General features: G+C 73.3%; 17 protein-coding genes. 7 read left to right on the plus strand and 10 right to left on the minus strand.

The features are described from left to right. The first annotated feature begins 34 nt into the window (after window positions 1–34). The gene (locus FXF60_RS12410; protein WP_151526291.1) at window positions 35–2119 is read left to right on the plus strand and encodes an MMPL family transporter; all 2085 of its coding nucleotides are present in this window, start codon (window positions 35–37) and stop codon (window positions 2117–2119) included. On the opposite strand, the gene FXF60_RS12415 is transcribed toward FXF60_RS12410, so the two are convergent. From FXF60_RS12415 to FXF60_RS12440, 6 genes are all read right to left on the minus strand, one after another. After that, complete coding sequence (locus FXF60_RS12415; protein ID WP_202879630.1) at window positions 2116–3663, minus strand: fused MFS/spermidine synthase; 1548 nt, start codon at window positions 3661–3663, stop codon at window positions 2116–2118. The two genes, FXF60_RS12410 and FXF60_RS12415, sit on opposite strands and share 4 nt — an antisense overlap. A 42-nt stretch (window positions 3664–3705) precedes the next feature. Then, window positions 3706–4098 carry a PH domain-containing protein gene (locus FXF60_RS12420; protein WP_192796730.1) on the minus strand — a complete coding sequence of 131 codons (393 nt, stop codon included), beginning with the start codon at window positions 4096–4098 and terminating at the stop codon, window positions 3706–3708. Between the two features lie 126 nt (window positions 4099–4224). Next, complete coding sequence (locus FXF60_RS12425) at window positions 4225–5043, minus strand: ABC transporter ATP-binding protein (protein WP_151526293.1); 819 nt, start codon at window positions 5041–5043, stop codon at window positions 4225–4227. Next, window positions 5040–6089: a FecCD family ABC transporter permease gene (locus FXF60_RS12430; RefSeq protein WP_151526294.1), complete on the minus strand. Its 1050-nt coding sequence runs from the start codon at window positions 6087–6089 to the stop codon at window positions 5040–5042. The genes FXF60_RS12425 and FXF60_RS12430 overlap by 4 nt, the downstream gene beginning before the upstream one ends. After that, entirely contained in the window at window positions 6086–7075 is a 990-nt protein-coding gene (locus tag FXF60_RS12435; protein WP_437440868.1) for a FecCD family ABC transporter permease, read from the minus strand. The genes FXF60_RS12430 and FXF60_RS12435 overlap by 4 nt, the downstream gene beginning before the upstream one ends. Before the next feature lie 65 nt (window positions 7076–7140). Further along, entirely contained in the window at window positions 7141–8178 is a 1038-nt protein-coding gene (locus FXF60_RS12440) for an iron-siderophore ABC transporter substrate-binding protein (RefSeq protein WP_151526295.1), read from the minus strand. A 123-nt stretch (window positions 8179–8301) separates the two neighbouring features. Here FXF60_RS12440 and FXF60_RS12445 point away from each other — a divergent pair, with 123 nt between their 5' ends. Continuing rightward, window positions 8302–9132 (plus strand): siderophore-interacting protein, encoded by an 831-nt coding sequence (locus FXF60_RS12445; protein WP_151526296.1) that lies wholly within the window; start codon window positions 8302–8304, stop codon window positions 9130–9132. A 51-nt stretch (window positions 9133–9183) separates the two neighbouring features. On the opposite strand, the gene ilvA is transcribed toward FXF60_RS12445, so the two are convergent. Both ilvA and FXF60_RS12455 read right to left on the minus strand, forming a co-directional pair. After that, on the minus strand, window positions 9184–10461 hold the full coding sequence (gene ilvA, locus FXF60_RS12450) for a threonine ammonia-lyase IlvA (RefSeq protein ID WP_151526297.1): 1278 nt from the start codon (window positions 10459–10461) through the stop codon (window positions 9184–9186). A gap of 56 nt (window positions 10462–10517) precedes the next feature. Continuing rightward, complete coding sequence (locus tag FXF60_RS12455; protein ID WP_151526298.1) at window positions 10518–11537, minus strand: 6-phosphofructokinase; 1020 nt, start codon at window positions 11535–11537, stop codon at window positions 10518–10520. Between the two features lie 176 nt (window positions 11538–11713). On the opposite strand from FXF60_RS12455, the gene FXF60_RS12460 reads away from it, so the two are divergent. Beyond that, window positions 11714–12322 (plus strand): biotin transporter BioY, encoded by a 609-nt coding sequence (locus tag FXF60_RS12460; protein ID WP_151526299.1) that lies wholly within the window; start codon window positions 11714–11716, stop codon window positions 12320–12322. Between the two features lie 14 nt (window positions 12323–12336). Here FXF60_RS12460 and FXF60_RS12465 read toward each other — a convergent pair whose 3' ends face one another. After that, the gene (locus tag FXF60_RS12465; protein ID WP_151526300.1) at window positions 12337–13260 is read right to left on the minus strand and encodes a hypothetical protein; all 924 of its coding nucleotides are present in this window, start codon (window positions 13258–13260) and stop codon (window positions 12337–12339) included. A 115-nt stretch (window positions 13261–13375) separates the two neighbouring features. Continuing rightward, the gene (locus FXF60_RS12470) at window positions 13376–13789 is read right to left on the minus strand and encodes an SAM-dependent methyltransferase (RefSeq protein WP_151526301.1); all 414 of its coding nucleotides are present in this window, start codon (window positions 13787–13789) and stop codon (window positions 13376–13378) included. A gap of 79 nt (window positions 13790–13868) precedes the next feature. On the opposite strand from FXF60_RS12470, the gene FXF60_RS12475 reads away from it, so the two are divergent. The 4 genes from FXF60_RS12475 to FXF60_RS12490 all read left to right on the plus strand — a co-directional run bounded on the left by FXF60_RS12475 (window position 13869) and on the right by FXF60_RS12490 (window position 18458). Then, on the plus strand, window positions 13869–15785 hold the full coding sequence (locus tag FXF60_RS12475) for a cation:proton antiporter (protein WP_151526302.1): 1917 nt from the start codon (window positions 13869–13871) through the stop codon (window positions 15783–15785). 165 nt (window positions 15786–15950) lie between these two features. Beyond that, window positions 15951–16547: a hypothetical protein gene (locus FXF60_RS12480; RefSeq protein WP_151526303.1), complete on the plus strand. Its 597-nt coding sequence runs from the start codon at window positions 15951–15953 to the stop codon at window positions 16545–16547. A gap of 10 nt (window positions 16548–16557) precedes the next feature. Continuing rightward, window positions 16558–17139: a class F sortase gene (locus FXF60_RS12485; protein WP_192796731.1), complete on the plus strand. Its 582-nt coding sequence runs from the start codon at window positions 16558–16560 to the stop codon at window positions 17137–17139. A gap of 68 nt (window positions 17140–17207) precedes the next feature. Further along, window positions 17208–18458, plus strand: a complete 1251-nt coding sequence (locus FXF60_RS12490; RefSeq protein ID WP_238335846.1) for an MFS transporter — start codon at window positions 17208–17210, stop codon at window positions 18456–18458. Window positions 18459–18499 lie beyond the last annotated feature (41 nt).

Genomic DNA, 18499 nt, shown 5'->3' on the forward strand with positions numbered 1-18499 from the left:
GTACCCAGACTACGCCGGAGGTCCGTCTCCCACCATGTCTCGCCTCGTGACCGCGCTCACCGCCCCCCGGTCCTGGATCGTCGCCGTGATCGGGCTGCTGCTCGGCGTCGGCATCATCGCCGGGATCGGCCAGGCCGAGCGCGACCCGTCCGCCCTCGACACGCTCCCCGCGGGATTCGCCAGCACCGAGGGGCAGGCCCTGCTCGACGAGCTGCCGGACGAGGACCGGCAGGCCGCCATCGTGCTCTTCACCGTCGACGAGGGGATCGAGGCCTCGATCCCGGACCTGACCGCCCTGGTCCAGGACGTCGCGCCGGAGGGCTCCGGCGGGGCGGAGGATGTCGCCGTGATCCCGGCCGAGGACGGCACCGCCGCGATCAGCGTGCTCGAGCTGGAGACGCCGACCGCGACCGACGCGCAGCGCGTCGTCACCCAGCTGCGCTCCGACCTCGGCGAGGGGGCGCCGGACGGGATCGCCGCCCAGGTCACCGGCCCGGCGGCGGTCGAGGCGGACCTCGCCTCCGTCTTCGACGGGGCCAACGTCACCCTCCTGGCCGCGACCGCGACGGTCGTGGCGCTGCTGCTGATCATCACCTACCGCAGCCCGATCCTGTGGGTGGTCCCGCTGCTGGTCGTGGGCGTGGCCGACCAGACCGCGGCCAGCGCCGCCACCCACGTCCTCGCGGCCTTCGGCATCCCCTGGGACGAGTCGACCATCGGCATCCTGTCGGTCCTCGTCTTCGGTGCCGGCACCAACTACGCCCTGCTCCTCATCAGCCGCTACCGCGACGAGCTGCGCCGGCACGACTCCCGGCACCGGGCAATGGCGCTCGCGCTGCGCCGGGCGGCCGAGGCGATCATCGCCAGCGCGAGCACGGTCGTCGTCGGGGTGCTCTGCCTGCTGCTCTCGGTCTTCCCGACCACCCGGGGGCTGGGGCTGGCCTGCGCCGTGGGCGTCCTGGTCGCCATGGCCTTCGTCCTGCTCGTCCTCCCGGGCGCGCTCGTGCTCTTCGGGCGCTGGATCTTCTGGCCCCAGGTGCCGCGCGAGGGGCAGCCGGTGCTGGCCGAGTCGCGCTCGCTGTGGCGCCGCATCGGTGACCGGGTCGCGGCGGCCCCCACGGCATACATCGCCGGGACGCTGGTGCTGCTCGCCGGGCTCGCCTTCGGCCTCACCCAGCTGCGCAGCGGCCTGGCGCCCGAGGACCAGTTCCTCGACACGCCCGAGGCGATCAGCGCCGCCGAGCGGCTGGGCGAGTCCTTCCCCGCCGGGACGTCGGACCCGCTGGTCGTGGTGACCCGTGGTGACGCGGCCCAGGTCGAGGAGCTCGCCGGCGAGGTGGAGCAGGTCGACGGGGTGACCAGGGCGACCGCGGTGCCCCCCGCCGACGGCATCGGGCAGGTGCAGGTCGTGCTGGAGGCCGACCCCGGCAGCGACGAGGCGGAGGTCGCCGTGGGGGAGGTCCGCGCCGCCGTGGACGGGTATGCCGACACCTACGTGACCGGTGGGGACGCCTCCGCGCTGGACGAGAGCGAGGGCAACGCGCGCGACCGCTTCGTGGTCATGCCGCTGGTCCTGGGCCTGGTGCTGCTCACGCTGATGGGGCTGCTGCGCTCCCTGCTGGCCCCGGTCATCCTGGTGAGCTCGGTGGTCGCGACCTTCTGCGCCGCCCTGGGCGTGTCGTGGTGGCTGTTCACCGGGGTCCTGGGCTTCGGCGCGATCGACGCGAGCATGCCGCTGCTGGCCTTCCTCTTCCTGGTCGCGCTCGGCGTGGACTACAACATCTTCCTCATCACCCGCACGCTGGAGGAGGCGGGTGAGCACGGGACCCGCGACGGCGTGCTGCGGGCCCTGGGCGCCACCGGCGGCGTCATCACCAGCGCGGGCATCCTGCTGGCCGCCGTCTTCGCGGTGCTCGGCGTGCTGCCGCTGGTCGTGCTCGCCCAGATCGGCGTCGTCATCTGCATCGGCGTGCTGCTCGACACCCTGGTGGTGCGGACCGTCCTGGTGCCGGCGATCGTCCGGGTGCTCGGGGAGTCGTTCTGGTGGCCGCGGCGGGTCGACCACGCGGGGCGGCACCGTGCCGCCGACGCCGAGCCGGTGGAGGCGGTCGCGCCCTAGGAGCGGCCGTCGAAGAGCTGGTCCACCGGCGCGTGGTCGTCGGTGAGCACCACGGCGTCCGCGACCAGCTCGTCCACGCGGTCCTGCGGGACCGGGCGCATACCTCCACCGTGGGAGCGTGTCGCGGCCGTCACCGCGTCCAGGTCCAGCGGCTGGTGCGCGGCGAGGATGACGAAGTTGCCGCCCGGCACCGGCCGGTCGGAGTGCTCGAAGACCGCGACGTGGTCGAAGATCGTCCCCAGCGTCGCCGCCTCCGCCGCGAGGAAGCCCAGGTCGCCGTAGTCGATGACGTTGAGCGCCACCAGCCCGTCCGGGCGCAGCACCCGGTCGACGTCCGCGAACGTCTCGGTGGTCGCCAGGTGCCACGGCGCCGCGACGCCGCCGAAGGCGTCCCCGACGTAGACGTCGTAGCTGTCCGTCCCGAGGCCGGCGACCGCGACCCGGCCGTCCTGGACGTCGACGCCGAACCGGTCGGAGCGGGGCAGCGGCAGCTCCTCCCGGACGACGTCCACGACCCCGGGGTCGATCTCGACGACGGTGTTGGTGCCGCCGTCCCGGTGCGCGAGCTGGTAGCGCGGGAGCGTCATCGCGCCACCCCCGACGTGCAGCACGTCGAGCGACTCGTCGGGGGGCGCCTGGGCGTCCAGCGCGCCGGCGAGGGTGCGGACATACTCGAACTCGAGGTATGCCGGGTCCTCCAGGTCGACGTAGCTGTGCCGCAGCGTGTCGAGCACCAGGGTGTGTCCGCCCTCGCGGTCGGGGTCGGCGACGACGGACGCGCAGTGGTAGCGGGTCTCGACCTGGCACGGGTCGGGCGCGATCAGCCCCAGCCCGGCGGCGGCGACCGCGACGGTGAGCGCGCCGGCCGTCCCGATGCCCGGCTCGACGCCGCGGCGGCGCGTGCTGACCACCAGGGCGAGGCCGCCGGCGATGAGCAGGGCCCCGGTCGTCAGCAGGATGACGCTGGTGGGCAGCAGCGCCACCAGCACGAAGCCGGTGAGGAAGGTGGCGGCGATGGCGCCGAGGGTGCCGATCGCGGAGAGCCGGCCGACGACGGAGCCGGTCTCGGTGAGCGTGCTCAGCTGCAGCTTGACGACCATCGGGGGGATCGCGGAGAGCACGGCGGCCGGTGCGAAGACGGTGACGGCCGCCAGCAGCAGCGCCAGGCCCGCGGACTGCTCGGGAGGGGTGAAGGCGGTCACCCAGCGGATCGCCGGGCTGATGGTCAGGGTCAGCGCGCCGCCGAGGACGAGCAGCGGGCCGATGAGGCCACGGGGCGAGGTGCGGTCGGCGGTGGCGCCGCCGGCCCAGGCGCCGAAGGCGATGGCGGCCAGCGCGAGTCCGATGACCGCGGTGTTGGTCTCCATGGTGATGCCGACATAGGGCGCGATCAGCCGCAGCGCGGTGATCTCCAGCACCAGGACGGCCGCTGAGGAGAGGAAGGTGACGACGGCCGCGACCCACGGGGCCAGCCCGACGGAGGGCAGCGGCTCGCCGGAGGCTGCCGGAGCGTCGGCGTCGTCGGGAGGGGGGCCAGGGCTCACCTGCCCGAGCCTACGGGGCGACCGAGGTGCCAGGACGCTGTGTCACATCGGTTGCCCTGGCGACGGATGTGACGCACCGTTCTCGCTCAGGCGTGCGCGGTGCCAGGTATGCAGCTGGGCGACCTCGTCCGCACCGGGCATGCGACCCTCCACGAGCGTGCGCCTGTTCTCGCCGCGGATGACGAGGTGGGCGGGCTCCGCCGGGGCGGGCCGGATCTCGGTGACCTCGGTCCAGGGGATGCGGCGCCCGCGGTAGAGGCGATTGCGGTGCAGGCCCTCGGCGTCGGCGGTGACGTCGAGGCCGCCCGTCAGCACGACCAGCAGCGACGCGGACGAGAGCACCGCGAGCACGACGTCGAGGATCCTGCCGTAGCCGCCGTCCTGCCAGTCGCCCAGGAGCCGGAGCACGCAACCCGCGAGGATCAGGATCCACACGCTTGCCAGGAGCCTGAACTGGAGCCGGACGGGAGGAATCCGGACCGAGGGCATACCTGAGTCTGTCATCGCCGGGGCGGGTGCGCCGCAAAGCGTGCGGTCGGTGGGCGCAAACCGTGCGGTCGGTCAGGCCGGGGTGGCGGGGGAGACCGCGTGGTGGCGGCCGATGGGCAGCACCATGGGCTTGCCGGAGACGGGGTCGGAGACCACCTGGCTGCGCAGGCCGAAGACCTGCTCGACCGCGTCCGCGGTGAGCACCTCCTCGGGTGTCCCGCTGGCCAGCAGCCGACCGCCGCACATCGCGACGAGGTGGTCGGCATACCGTGCGGCGAGGTTGAGGTCGTGCAGCACCATGACGATCGTGGTGCCGCGGCTGCGGTTCAGGTCGGTCAGCAGGTCGAGCACCTCGATCTGGTGGCAGATGTCGAGATAGGTCGTGGGCTCGTCGAGGAGCAGGATGTCGGTCTGCTGGGCCAGCGCCATTGCGATCCAGACGCGCTGGCGCTGGCCGCCGGAGAGCTCGTCCACAGCACGGTCCACCAGGTCCGTGGTGCCGGTGAGCTCCAGCGCCTCCTCGACCGCACGCTCGTCGGCGACGGCCCACCGCGCCAGCATCCGCTGGTGCGGGCTGCGCCCACGGGCCACCAGGTCGGCGACGGCGATGCCCTCCGGCGCGATCGGGCTCTGCGGCAGCAGCCCCATCGTGCGGGCCACGGCCTTGGTGGGCTGCGTGTGCACCGCCTTGCCGTCCAGCACGACCTGGCCGCTGCTCGGCGCCAGCAGCCGGGACAACGCCCGCAGCAGGGTCGACTTGCCGCAGGCGTTGGCGCCCACGATCGTGGTGATGCGGCCCGGAGGGACGGCCAGGTCGAGGCCGTCGACGACCGTGCGGTCGCCGTAGCCGAGGCGGACGTGCTCGGCGACAAGGGTGTGCGAGTCGGTCACAGCGAACCTCCGGCGCGGTTGGTGCGGATGAGCAGGTAGACGAGGTAGGGCGCCCCGAGCACCCCGGTGATGACACCGACGGGGTAGCGGGTGCCGAAGAGGTGCTGCCCGGCGAGGTCCGCGGCGAGCACGAGCAGCGAGCCGGTCAGGGCGGCGGGCACCATGAGGGAACCCCCTGCCCCGACGATGCGCGCCGCGATGGGGCCGGCGAGGAAGGCGACGAAGGCGATGGGGCCGGCCGCGGCCGTCGCGAAGGCGATGAGCGCGACGGCGGCCACGATGACCGTCAGCCTCGTGCGCTCGACCCTCACGCCGAGCGCGCTGGCGGTGTCGTCACCGTGCTGCAGCAGCTCCAGCTGGCGCGCCTGCCCCAGCAGGGCGGGCATGAGCACGACCGCGGCGAGCACGAGGGGGAGCACGACCCCCCAGGTGGCGCCGTTGAGACTTCCGGTGAGCCAGCGCATCGCGACCTGCAGGTCCCAGGCCGCGGCGCGCACGATGACATAGGCCACGACCGAGTCCAGCATGGCCGCGATGCCGATGCCGATGAGGATCAGCCTGGTGCCGAGGACCCCGTCGCGGTAGGCGAGCAGGTAGATGACGAGGGCCGTCGCGAGCGCTGCCACGATCGCCAGCCCCGACACCAGGGCCTCGTCCACCCGGAGCACGACGATGCCGACGACGGCGGCCGCGCTGGCCCCGGCGCTGATCCCGATGATGTCGGGCGAGGCCAGCGGGTTGCGCAGCATGGTCTGGAAGGTGACGCCGGCCATCCCGAGCGCGGCACCGGCGACCAGGCCCAGCACGGCGCGCGGCAGGCGGAGCGTGCCCACCGTGAAGGATGCCCCGGGCACCTCCTGCCCGAGGATCACGCGCCACACCTCGCCCGGGCCGTAGAACGTCTGCCCCACCATGAGACTGACCGCGAACAGCGCGAGCACGAGCAGCCCCAGGACCGCTGCGGCGCGACGACGGCTCGCGGCACGGCGCCGACGGCCGAGGCGCAGCGCGGACGGGGCGGGGCGGGTCGTGGGGGAGGCGCTCACAGTGCCCTCGCCCGCATCCGGCGCACGATGACGATGAAGACCGGAGCCCCGATGAGGGCGGTGATGATGCCCACGTCGACCTCCGAGGGGCGCGCCACCACCCGGCCCACCACGTCGGCCAGGGTCAGCAGGACCGCCCCGACCACCATCGACAGCGGCAGCAGCCACCGGTGGTCGGTGCCGACGACGAGGCGGCAGGCGTGCGGCACGACCAGTCCCACGAAGGCGATGGGCCCGGCCACCGCGGTCGCGGCACCGCACAAGGTCACCGCGCCCACGGCGGCGACCCCGCGGGTCAGCGCCACGCGCTCGCCCAGCCCCGCGGCCAGGTCGTCGCCGAGGGCCAGCGAGTTCAGGCCGCGGGCCACGGCGATCGACATGAGCGTCCCCACCAGGAGGAACGGCAGGGCGGTGAGGATCTTCTCCGGGGTGGCCCCACCCACGCCCCCGATCTGCCAGAAGCGGAAGGAGTCCATGACCTGGATCCGGGGCAGCAGGATGGCGCTGACCAGCGAGGAGAAGGCGGCCGACATGGCCGCACCGGCCAGGGCGAGCTTGAGCGGGGTGGCGCCGCCCCGGCCCATCGAGCCGACGGCGTAGACGATCGCGGCCGCCAGCGCCGCCCCCACGATCGCCACCCAGATGTAGCCCCCGGGTGTGCTGAGACCGAAGAAGGCGATGCCCATCACCACCGCCAACGAGGCACCGGAGGTCACGCCCAGGATGCCCGGGTCGGCGAGCGGGTTGCGGGTCACCCCCTGCATCACGGCACCGGCGAGGCCGAGCGCGGCGCCGACCAGCATGGCGAGGAAGGTGCGGGGGATGCGCTGCGCGACGGCGGCCTGGGAGATGTTGTCCTGGGCACCGCCGAGCGCGGCGACGAGATCGGCATACCCGATCTCGCGGGCACCGAAGGTGACCGACAGGATGCCGGCGAGCACCAGGGCGCCGAGCGCCACGAGCATGGTCGTGGCGCGGTAGGTCACCGTGCCCTTCCGCCGCCGTGCACCGGGTGCAGCGGCGGCGGAAGGAGCTCGGGTGAGGGTATCCGTCACCGGCTCTTCTCGGCGGCGGCCTGCACCAGGTCGAGGAAGTCGGTCAGGCCCCACTCGAGCGCGAGCGGCGAGGGGTTGGCGGCGGCGGCGAGCGGCGTGTCGTTCTCCAGCATGACGACGGCGCCGTCCTCCACCGCGGGGATGGCCGACACCAGCGGGTTGTCCTGCAGCTGCGACAGCAGGCTGTCGTCGCCGTAGGTCACCAGCACGTCGACGTCCGCCAGCAGGTCGGCGTTCTCCGCGCTGACCGTCTCGTAGAAGGCCTCGCTCTCCGCGGAGCGCTCGCTGACCAGCTCCGGCGTGGTCATGCCCAGCTCCTCGAAGAACAGCGCCCTCGGGTCGTGGGTGGTGTAGAAGCCCACCTGGCTCAGGTCGTCGGTGCTGTGCGAGCTGAACATCGCGCTCTTGCCCTCCAGCGCCGGGTAGTCGGCGACGGTGTCCGCGACGTAGCCCTCCAGCTCGGTGACGAGGGCGTCACCCTCCTCCGCGAGGCCCAGGGCCTGGCTGTTGAGCTCGACCATCTGCTGCCAGGTGGTGCCCCACGCCAGCTCGGGGTAGGCGACGACCGGCGCGATCTGGCTCAGCGTGTCGTACTCTTCCTGGGTCAGGCCGGAGTAGGCGGCGAGGATGACGTCGGGCTCGGTGTCGGCCACCGCCTCGAAGTCGATGCCGTCCGTCTCGTCGAAGAGCACCGGGGTCTCGGCGTCCATCTCGGTCAGGGCGTCCTCGACCCAGGGCAGCACGCCGTCCTTGTCGTCGTCGCCCCACGTGGCCTCGCTCATGCCCACGGGCACGACGCCCAGGGCCAGCGGCACCTCGTGGTTGGCCCAGGCGACGCTGGCGACGCGCTCCGGCTGCTCCTCGATGGTGGTCTCGCCGAAGGCGTGCTCGATGGTGACCGGGAAGTCGCCCGAGCTGGCGTCCTGCTCGGAGTCCGTCGAGCCTTCGCCGGCTGAGCCGCTGCCGCCGCAGGCGCTCAGGGCCAGGGCCGCGGTGAGGGAAGCAGCGGTCCCCAGGGCGCGAAGCGTGTGCATGATGCTCCTTAGTAGAGTTAGGTAAGGCGTGCCTAATGTATATCCTGTCGGGTCGTGTGTCCGAATGCCCCGTCCTCGGCACCCGCCCGTGCACCAGACCACCGCGAGGAGCAACGTTCGATCATGGCCAAGAGCAACGTCCAGGCGACCCGGCGCAAGCCCACCGACGCCCGCCCGCTGCGCCTGCAGGTGCGCGGCGCCCACCGCCCGACCCCGACCTTCGCCCGGATCACGCTGGGAGGACCGGAGCTCGCCGAGTTCGGCCCGATGGGTGACGACCAGTGGTTCCGCCTCTTCCTGCCCACCGGCGGGGTCGAGTCGCTGCGCCACGTGCCGGACAAGCTGACCACCGCGTCGTATGCCCGCTTCCTGCTGGTGCCCGCGGCGCAGCGGCCGGTCATCCGCAACTACACGGTCCGCGCCTACCGCGCCGAGGGTGCCGACGGCCCGGAGATCGACGTCGACTTCGTCGTCCACGGCAGCGAGGAGGCCGGGGACGCCGGCCCGGCCTCGCTCTGGGCACAGAGCTGCGCCGAGGGTGACGAGGTCGCGATCATCGACGAGGGGGCGATCTACAACGCCCCGACCGGCTGCTCGCTGCTGCTGGCCGCGGACGAGTCCGCCCTGCCGGCGGTCGCCGGCATCCTGCGCGACGCGCCCCGCGACGTGACCGGCACCGCCGTGATCGAGGTGCCCGACGCCGAGGACCGACAGGTGCTGGACGAGCCCGTCGGGGTCGAGGTGCGCTGGGTGGTGCGCGAGTCCGGAGCCTGTCCGGGTGCGGCGGCCCTGGAGGCGATGACGTCGGTGCCGGTGCCCGACGGTGAGGTGTATGCCTGGGTCGCCGGGGAGTCCGACCTCGCCACGGGCCTACGGCGGCACTGGGTGAGGCAGGGGGTCGCGAAGAAGCAGATCAGCTTCTGCGGCTACTGGAAGGCGGACGCCGGCCACTGAGCCGGGGTCGTCGACCTCGTCCGCGCCGCCCGCCCGAACGGATCCCGCGGGTCAGAGGATGAACCGGAAGAGCGGGCTGTCCGGCTGGATCGGCTCGATCTGCATCGAGGAGCTGTCCATCCGGTGCAGCAACGGCTGCAGGTCCTCGCGCGCGCCGAGCTCGATGCCGACCAGCGCCGGACCGGTCTCGCGGTTGTTCCGCTTGACGTACTCGAACAGCGCGATGTCGTCGTCCGGCCCGAGCACCTCGTTGAGGAACTGGCGCAGCATGCCCGGCTCCTGCGGGAAGTCGACGAGGAAGTAGTGCTTGAGACCCTCGTGGATGAGCGAGCGCTCCATCACCTCGGGGTAGCGCAGCAGGTCGTTGTTGCCGCCGGAGACGACCACCACCACGGTGAGCCCGGAGAGGTCGCCGAGCGCGTCGAGGGCCGCGGCCGCGAGAGCACCCGCGGGCTCGGCGATGATCCCGTCGCTCTGGTAGAGCCGGATCATCTCGGTGCAGATCCGACCCTCGGGCACGGCCACCAGCTCAGGGGTATGCCGTCGCACCACGCCGAAGGTGTGGGCACCGACCTTCTGCACCGCGGCGCCGTCGACGAAGCGGTCGATCTCCTCCAGCGCGACCGGCTCGCCGGCGTGCGTGGCGGCCATCATGCTGGCCGCGCCCGCGGGCTCCGCCCCCACGACCCGCACCTGGGGGCAGTGCTCGCCGAACCAGGTCAGGCAGCCCGCGAGCAGCCCCCCGCCCCCGCACGGCACGACCACCACGTCGGGTGGCCCGGGAAGGTCCTCGCTGATCTCGCGTGCGATGGTGCCCTGGCCGGCGATGGTGTCCGGGTGGTCGAAGGCCGGCACCAGGGTGGCGCCGGTCCGCTCGACGTCGGCCAGCGCGGCCGCGGCGGCCTCGTCGTAGGTCCGGCCCTGCACCACGACCTCGACCCAGTCCCCACCGATGGTGGCGACGCGGTCGCGCTTCTGCCGCGGGGTGTTGGCGGGCAGGTAGATCCGCGCGTTCACCCCCAGCGTCGCGCAGGCATACGCGACACCCTGGGCATGGTTGCCGGCGCTCGCGCAGACCACCCCGGCCCAGATCTGCTCGCTGTCCAGCTGGGCGATGAGGTTGGCGGCGCCGCGACCCTTGTAGGAGCGCACCGGCTGCTGGTCCTCCCGCTTGAGCCAGACCCGTGCCCCGGTCTGCTCCGACAGGCGGGTGCTGCGCTCCAGAGGGGTGCGCCGGACCCGGCCGGCGATCCGCTCCGCCGCCGCGTCGATGTCGGACGCGGTGGGCGCGGCCGGTGAGGACGTCGTAGGGGAGTGGGCCGATGACATGGGTCGATCCTACGTCTGCGGCACGCCCGACTTGACGCAGCGTCAGCCAGTCCGGCTCAGCCGAACATGATGGCGGCTTCGTCCCACTGGTCGCGTGGGACCGTCTTGATCTCGCTGGTCGCCTCGCTGAGCTTGACGTTGACGATGTCCATGCCCTGCAGGGCGACCATCGTGCCCCACTTCTTGGCGCTGACGGAGTCGATCGCCGCCGTGCCGAAACGGGTGGCGAGGACGCGGTCGTAGGAGCTCGGCACACCGCCGCGCTGCAGGTGACCCAGCGTGGTGTTGCGGGTCTCGATGCCGGTGCGCTCCTCGACCATCCGGGTCACCGTCTCCCCGATGCCGCCGAGGAGCGGGCGGCCGAAGCCGTCCACGCGGTCGCTCGCGACCTGGTCCGCGCCGGCGAGGGTGAAGCCCTCCGCGACCACGATGGTCGGCGCGCGCCCGCGGTCCATGGCGTTCTGCACCCACTGGCACAGCTGCTCGGGAGCCACCGGCACCTCCGGGATGAGGATGGCGTGCGCGCCGCTGGCGATCCCGGCGTGCAGGGCGATCCAGCCGACGTGCCGCCCCATGACCTCGACCACCATGCACCGCGAGTGGGCCTCCCCGGTCGTGCGCAGCCGGTCGATGGACTCGGTCGCGATCGAGACGGCCGTGTCGAAGCCGAAGGTCCGGTCGGTGGCCGACAGGTCGTTGTCGATCGTCTTCGGCACCCCCACCACGTTGATGCCCTCGTCGTCGAACATCCGGGCCACGGTGAGCGTGCCCTCGCCGCCGATGGCGACCAGCGCGTCGATCTCGTGCTTGTCCATGACCTCCTTGACCCGGTCGATGCCGCCGGTCCGGATCGGGCTGACCCGTGAGGTGCCCAGGATGGTGCCGCCGACCTTGGACAACCCCCGCACCTTCTTGCGCGGGAGGGGCACGATGTCGTCCTCGACCAACCCCCGGAAGCCGTCCTTGATGCCGACGAACTCGTGCTCGTAGATCCGGTCGCCCTTGAGCACGACGCCGCGGATGACGGCGTTGAGTCCGGGGCAGTCTCCGCCCGAGGTGAGCAGGCCGATCTTCATGAAGTGTCCTTCGCAGGGCTGACAACGACACTGCGCCGGTCACCCAGGGGGCAGTGACCGGCGCCGATGCGAGACCCAGGGTATGACGTCACCTCACCGCGGTGCCAGTCACGGCGGGCCACGGTGGGTCGCGGGGTGAGCGACGGGCAGCCCCGCGCTGTGGCATCCTGTGCGCCATGTCGACCGCCGCAGCGACCCCGTCCCGCGTAGCCCCCGTCCTCGCCGATCGCCTCGTGCCCCGGCGTGGCGTCCTCACCGATGTCGGCCTGGTCGCCGGCGGGGTCGTCGTGGTCTCGCTGCTCGCGCTGGTGCAGTTCCGCATCGGACCGGTGCCGATCACCGGGCAGACCCTGGGCGTCATCCTCGTGGGCTCGGCCCTGGGTATGCGTCGGGGCGCCGCGGCGCTGACCACCTACCTGCTCGCCGGCCTGGCCGGGGCGCCGGTCTTCGCCGGCGGGGGTGGGCCGGCCTACGTGATGCAGCCGTCGTTCGGCTACATCATCGGCTTCGTCGCCGCAGCGGCGATCGCGGGGTGGGCGGCCGAGCGGGCGTGGGACCGGCACGTGGGCCTGGCGATGGTCGGCTTCCTGCTCGCCACCGCGGCGCCCTTCGTCGTGGGGGTGCCCTGGCTGGCGGCCGTGCTGCAGACGGCCGACCCGGCCACCGTCGCGGCGGCGGGGATCATCCCCTTCATCGTCCCGGGCGTCATCAAGGCCGGCATCGCTGCCGCGGTCTTCCCGCTGGTGTGGGCGCTGGTGCGACGCCTCGAAGCCGACCGCCGCTGACCGGGGGCAGCCGCTCAGCCGTCCTCGGCCTCCTCGAGCCTGGTGCGCGCGGCATCCCTCGCCTCGCGCGCCCGGGCCAGCGCGGCGTCCGCCTGGTCGGCCGCGTCCTTGGCCCCGGCGGCAGCGGCCCTCGCCTGCTCGGCGTGCCGCTCCGCCTGGGCCAGCAGCCGACGGGCCTGCTCCACCCCTGAGCCGGCCACGGTGACCTTGTCCTCGGCGCTCTCGAGCTCCCCGGCCGCGACCTTGCGGCGGTCCCGCGCGGCCGTCACCTCGCCCTCCGCCGCCTCCAGCGCCGCCCGCAGCCCCTCGACGTCATCGGCCGGTGGGTCATCCGGGCTCGTCCCCTGGTCCGGGCCGGTCGGGCCCTCGACCGCCCCGCCCGGAGCCGCACCCCCGTCGATCCGGGTGAGCACGACGCCCGTGCTCGTGCGGGCCACCGCGTCCGCCACGTCCACCTCGCCGAAGCCGCTGTAGGACAGGCACCGGGTCAGGGCGCCGCTGAGCACGACCTCGGTGGCGTCGGCGTCGGCGAGCGCGGCCACGGCGGTGTCCCGGACCTCGCCCTCCACGGCGGAGGTCAGGGGGGCGCCCGCGTGGGTCCGCACCGCGGCCACCCAGGCCGCGAGCAGCGCGTCCCGGTCGGCGCGGAGCCCGGCCAGGCTCGCCGCGTCCATGGCGGACTGCGCGTGCCGCAGCCGGGCGCCGACGTCGCGCAGCGCTCCGGCCACGGGGTCGTCGGCGCGGACGAGGCTGTTGACGGCCGCGGCGGAGACGCTGGGCTTGCGCAATGCCCCGACCTCGGTGGCGACCTCCTTGCGCCCCTCGGACCGCAGCCGGGCGACCCACTCCTTGCGGGTGGCGACGAAGTCCGCCGGGGCGACGGCATACACCGCGGAGACGGCGGCGCGCAGCGCCTCGTCGTCAGCCTGCTCCGCCATGGACCCCAGGCTAGCCGCGGAGACCCTCGGCCCTCCGGTCCACCGACGCACCTCCCCGTCCGCGCAGCGCCCCCTCGGACCGGCTGAGGGTTGACGAGTCGGCTGCCGGACGCGGTCACCGGAGGTCCACCTCGCGGAGCGGGTCACCACCGTCGACGAAGAACCTGCCGCCCGGGGCCAGGGCCGCCGCGACCCGCCGTCGTGCCTCGGCACCGGGGTGGCGGCCGTCGAACACCCCGACCCGGCAGGCGAAGGCGAGGTCGAAGGGCTGCTCGTCCTCCAGGTCGAAGTCGTCGACGTCCACGCACCGCACCGAGAGCCTGCCCGCGCCGATCTCCGACGCGCAGGACCGCTCCACGAGCCGGACACCGCGGGCGGACCGGTCGATGACGAGCACGTGGCCGTCACCGATGCGCCGCGACACCTCACGCGCCGCGGCGCCCGGAGCCCCGCCGATCTCGAGCACCCGCATGCCCGGGCGCAGCGGGAGCGCGTCCACGACGGCCGAGAGTCGCGCCGAGAGCGTCATGCCCGCAGCGTAGGCCCGACTCCTCGCCGACGCGCCGGAGAGGAGTCCTCGGGACGGGGTTGCTGGCAGACTGGCGCGGGTGACGCCGGCCCCGTATCTCGCCCTGGTGCTCGGGGTCGCGATCCTGTGCCAGCTCGCGGCATACCGGCTGCGGGTGCCCTCGATCCTGCTGCTGCTCGTCGCCGGGTTCGGTCTGGGGCAGTGGGTCTCCCCGGAGAGCGTGCTGGGGCGGGACCTGCTCTTCGCCGGCGTCAACCTCTGCGTCGGCATCATCCTCTTCGAGGGGTCGCTGTCGCTGCGCTTCCGCGAGCTGCGCGGACTGAGCAGCGCCGTGATCCGGCTGTGCTCGGTGACGGTGCTGCTCGCCTGGGGACTGACCACGGCGGCCGGGATCACCGCCGGCGTCGAGTGGCAGCTGGCGCTGCTGATCGGGGCGGTGCTGGTCGTCACCGGGCCGACCGTCATCGCACCGATCATCCGGCAGCTGCGCCCCACCCGACGGGTCTCCTCCATGCTCCGCTGGGAGGGCATCGTCGTGGACCCGATCGGGGCCATCCTCGCGGTCCTCGTCTTCCAGGCGCTCATCGTGGGCGGCCCCGACGGTGCCCTGGAGACCGCTGCGCTGACCCTGGGCCGGACGCTGCTCATCTCCACCGTGCTGGCGCTCGCCTTCGGCGTGCTGCTGGAGGTGGCGATGCGGCGCCACGTCATCCCGGACTTCCTCGAGGGGGTCACCTTCCTGGCCGTCGCGGTGGGGTCGCTGGTCATCTCGAACGAGCTGCAGTCCGAGAGCGGGCTGCTCACCGTCACCATGCTGGGGATCTACCTCGCCAACCGGCCCGGTCTGCGGCTGGAGCACGTGCGCGCCTTCAAGGAGCACCTCCAGGTGCTCATCGTCGGCGCCCTCTTCGTGCTGCTCGCGGGCCGGGTCAGTCCCGCCGAGGTGGTGGCGGTCGCGCCGACCGCGGCGATCTTCGTCGTGCTCCTCGTCCTGGTCGTCCGGCCCGCCTCGGTCGTGCTCGGCCTGCTGGGCACCGAGGCGACCAGGCAGGAGCGGACCCTGCTGGCGTTCATGGCGCCGCGCGGCATCGTCGCGGCCGCCGTGACCAGCATCTTCGCCCTGGAGATCGAGCACGCCGCCGACGAGGCGCGCGAGCTGGCGGCTCTCGGCGGCGAGACCGCCCAGGAGACCCTGGCCCTGGAGGCCTCGGCGGAGCGGCTGGAGCAGCTGGTGGTCGAGTCGGCCGGCCTCGTCCCCCTCGTCTTCGTCACGATCGTGGTGACCGTCGCGCTCTACGGGCTGGGGGTCGGCCGGCTGGCGGAGCGGCTCGGGCTGGCCACCACGACGCCCAACGGCGTGCTCTTCGCCGGCGCCCCGGTCTGGGCCCGGCAGGCGGCGGGCGTGCTCAGCGAGCTCAAGGTGCCGACCCTGCTGGTGTCGCTCGCCCCGGGGGAGGTGACCCAGTCGCGGATGGCCGGGCTCAAGGTGGAGCGGACGCACATCCTCTCGGAGTATGCCGTCGAGGACATGGAGCTCGCCGGGCTCGGGTCCCTGGTCGCGGCGACCCACGACGACGACACGAACTCCACGGCGGCGCGGGAGTTCGGTCACGCCCTGGGGCAGTCGAACACCTATCAGCTGCGCCGTCAGGGGGAGGCGCTGCCGAGACGCACGACCTCCGGCCGGAGGGGCGGCGGGGAGGACACGGAGCGGTCCGAGGCGAGCGCGAAGGAGCAGACGGCGAGCAAGCTCACCGCCCGGGTGGCCTTCTCCCCGCCGATGTCGGCTCCTGAGCTGGACGCCGCGACCCGGGAGGGGATGCAGGTGCGTCGGACCACCCTCACCGATCAGCACACGCTCGACGACTTCCGGGACCGGGAGCCGGACGCCGTGCTGATGTTCCTCGTGACCGACGGGGTGGCGACCGTGGTGACACCGCGGACCCAGCTGCCCCAGGAGGGGGCCACCCTGGTCGCGCTGGTCCGCGCCCGGTGAGGCGTGCGCGACACGCCGCGCGAGCGACCTGACGCGTCCCGGCACGGACGCTATGGTGCAGGTGCGCCCAATGTGACAGATGTGATTTGTGAGGTTGTGGTCTCACGTGCGACGGGACGGCCGGTCGCGACGCGGGACCACGTCGCCGCAGGAGAGGATTCGCCGATGACTTCCAGGACGCTGCGGACGCTGGCCATCGCCGGCGCCACCGGTGCCGCCGTCGTGCTCGCCAGTCCGGCCACGGCGGTGGACGAGAGCCAGCTGGACGGCTACGACAACGTGAGCTGCGACGTGATGGCGATGCCGGGCACGGCCACCGCGACCTACATCGACGAGAGCGTGCACGGCCCCTACCTCGACGGGGACAACGAGTGGGTCGCCCTGACCCTCACCTCGGACGACGGTGCGGTCGAGGTGGAGATGCCGGAGTACGGCCAGACCTACGACAGCGACGGCGGCGCGGTCATCCGGGAGATCACCCTCTGCCAGGGCACGGCCGTCGAGGCCGCTGACGACGATGCCGCGGCGCAGGACGACGAGGACGCCGAGCAGGCACCGGCCGAGGAGCCCTCGGACGCCGGTGCGGAGGCCGCCGACGACGAGGCGGCGGAGGACGAGGCTGCCGGTCCGGCGGTCGAGACCGGTGGACCGGTGCGGGAGGCCGGTGTGTCGCCCCTGCTGATCGGTGGTGCGGTGCTGGCCGCGGCCGGTGCGGGTGCGGCCGCGATCGGGGTCCGGCGCCGGGACCTCCAGCGCCGCTGACCGAGCAGTCGTGAGCACGCGCCTGCTCGTGCCGACCGGGCTGCTGGTGGGGGCGCTTGGCGTCAGCGCCCTCGGGGTGCAGGCGGTCAGCGCGATCCAGGGCACGGACGGCCGTCCCGTCCACGCCGAGGGTGACGGGGCACCCACCTGGGTGACGGTCCCCGGTGCCGGCCTGGACCGAGAGCCCATCGCACCCGAGGGACTGACCCCGCAGGGCACCATCAACCCGGACCAGGGCGAGGCGATCTGGTATGCCGGGTCGGAGCGGGTGGTCCCCGGACAGGTCGGGACCGCGGTGATCGCGGCGCACGTGACCTACTACGACGAGCCGGACGTCTTCTACGACCTGGCCGAGGTCAGCGACGGCGAGGTCATCACCGTCGGCTACGGCCACGGCGGCACCCGCGACTTCGTGGTGACCTCCACCCAGCAGGTGTCCAAGGAAGGCCTGCAGCGCAGCGACGCGGTGTGGGACGACCAGCAGGAGGTCGCCCGGATCGCGCTGATCACCTGCGACCCCTCTCTGGGGCAGCGCAGCGACGGCGGGCAGAGGGCCAACTTCGTCGCGATCGCCGAGGCCGTCGACGGCTGACCCTCCGGGATCGGCGTACCCTGGAGACCTCCCCACCGTCGTGACCCTTGTTGAACCGAGGTCTGTCTTTGTCGACCCTGAACGCCGCGTCGAGCTCCACCACCCCCGCGGACACCCACGCCGGACCGCGGCACACCCGCGCCTTCGTCGCCCTGATCCTCGGCGGCGTCGGGATCGGCGTGGCCGAGTTCGTCACCATGGGCGTGCTGCCGCAGATCGCCACCGGGCTGGACATCAGCATCCCGACGGCCGGGTATGCCATCTCGGCCTACGCCCTCGGGGTGGTCGTCGGCGCCCCGGTCGCCGCCGTCGGTGCCGCGAGGGCTCCTCGCCGCGCGGTGCTGGTGGGGTTCATGCTGCTCTTCGCCGTGGCCAACGCCGCCGCCGCCCTGGCCCCGTCGTTGGAGGCGCTGGTGCTGGCCCGCTTCGCGGCGGGCCTGCCGCATGCCGGCTTCTTCGGACTCGCCTCGCTGGTCGCCGTCTCGTTGGCCGCACCGGGTCGCGGCGGTCGGGCCGTGGGCAGGGTGATGCTGGGGATCCCGATCGCCCTGCTGCTGGGCGTGCCCCTGGGGACCTGGGCGGGTCAGGTCTTCGGCTGGCGGGTCAGCTACTGGGCCGTCGCCGTCATCGGGCTGCTGGCGGCGGTGCTGGTGCACGTCTGGGTGCCGAGCACGCCTCGGGACCCGACCCAGTCCCGTCGGGTGGAGCTGCGCGCCTTCGGCAGCAGGCAGTTCTGGCTGACCCTGGCGATCGGGGCGATCGGCTTCGGCGGGATGTTCGCCACCTACTCCTACATCGCGCCCACCGTCACCGAGGTCACCGGGCTGGCGCAGGGGTGGGTGCCGGTCTTCCTGCTCACCTACGGTGTCGTGTCGATCGTCGGGACCTGGCTCGGTGGGCGGCTGGGTGACTGGTCCGTGCTGCGGACCCTCGTCCTCACCGGAGTCGGGTCGGCCGCGTCGCTGCTCGTCTTCTACTGGAGCTCGGGGTCGACGGTCCCGGCCCTGCTCACGGTCGCGGCGATCGGCCTGACCAGCTCGGCCTGGGTGATCGGGCTGCAGCTGCGGCTGATGCAGGTCGCGGGTTCCGCGCGCACGATCGGGGCCGCGATGAACCACGCCTCGCTCAACGTGGCCAACGCCCTCGGGGCCTGGGTCGGCGGGCTGGTGATCGCGGCCGGCTACGGCTTCCGCGCCCCGGCGCTGGTCGGCGCCGCCCTGTCCGTGGGCGGTCTGCTCGTGCTGGGCATCTCCCTCCTGGTGCACCGGCACGACGTGGGTCGCGGCCCGGCCGGCATGTCCTCCCGGCACCACTCCTGACCTGCCAGACTGGCGGCGACCCGTCGAACCGCAGGGGAAGA

The sequence above is a fragment of the Serinicoccus kebangsaanensis genome, from assembly GCF_008919445.1.
In the GTDB taxonomy this organism is placed as follows: Bacteria; Actinomycetota; Actinomycetes; order Actinomycetales; family Dermatophilaceae; genus Ornithinicoccus; species Ornithinicoccus kebangsaanensis.

Bases quoted from the DNA above. Each gene is read 5' to 3' on its own strand.
- FXF60_RS12410 (WP_151526291.1), top strand. From the start codon at position 35: ATGTCTCGCCTCGTGACCGCGCTCACCGCCCCCCGGTCCTGGATCGTC.
- FXF60_RS12440 (WP_151526295.1), bottom strand. From the start codon at position 8,178: ATGCACACGCTTCGCGCCCTGGGGACCGCTGCTTCCCTCACCGCGGCC.
- FXF60_RS12445 (WP_151526296.1), top strand. From the start codon at position 8,302: ATGGCCAAGAGCAACGTCCAGGCGACCCGGCGCAAGCCCACCGACGCC.
- ilvA (WP_151526297.1), bottom strand. From the start codon at position 10,461: ATGTCATCGGCCCACTCCCCTACGACGTCCTCACCGGCCGCGCCCACC.
- FXF60_RS12455 (WP_151526298.1), bottom strand. From the start codon at position 11,537: ATGAAGATCGGCCTGCTCACCTCGGGCGGAGACTGCCCCGGACTCAAC.
- FXF60_RS12460 (WP_151526299.1), top strand. From the start codon at position 11,714: ATGTCGACCGCCGCAGCGACCCCGTCCCGCGTAGCCCCCGTCCTCGCC.
- FXF60_RS12465 (WP_151526300.1), bottom strand. From the start codon at position 13,260: ATGGCGGAGCAGGCTGACGACGAGGCGCTGCGCGCCGCCGTCTCCGCG.
- FXF60_RS12470 (WP_151526301.1), bottom strand. From the start codon at position 13,789: ATGACGCTCTCGGCGCGACTCTCGGCCGTCGTGGACGCGCTCCCGCTG.
- FXF60_RS12480 (WP_151526303.1), top strand. From the start codon at position 15,951: ATGACTTCCAGGACGCTGCGGACGCTGGCCATCGCCGGCGCCACCGGT.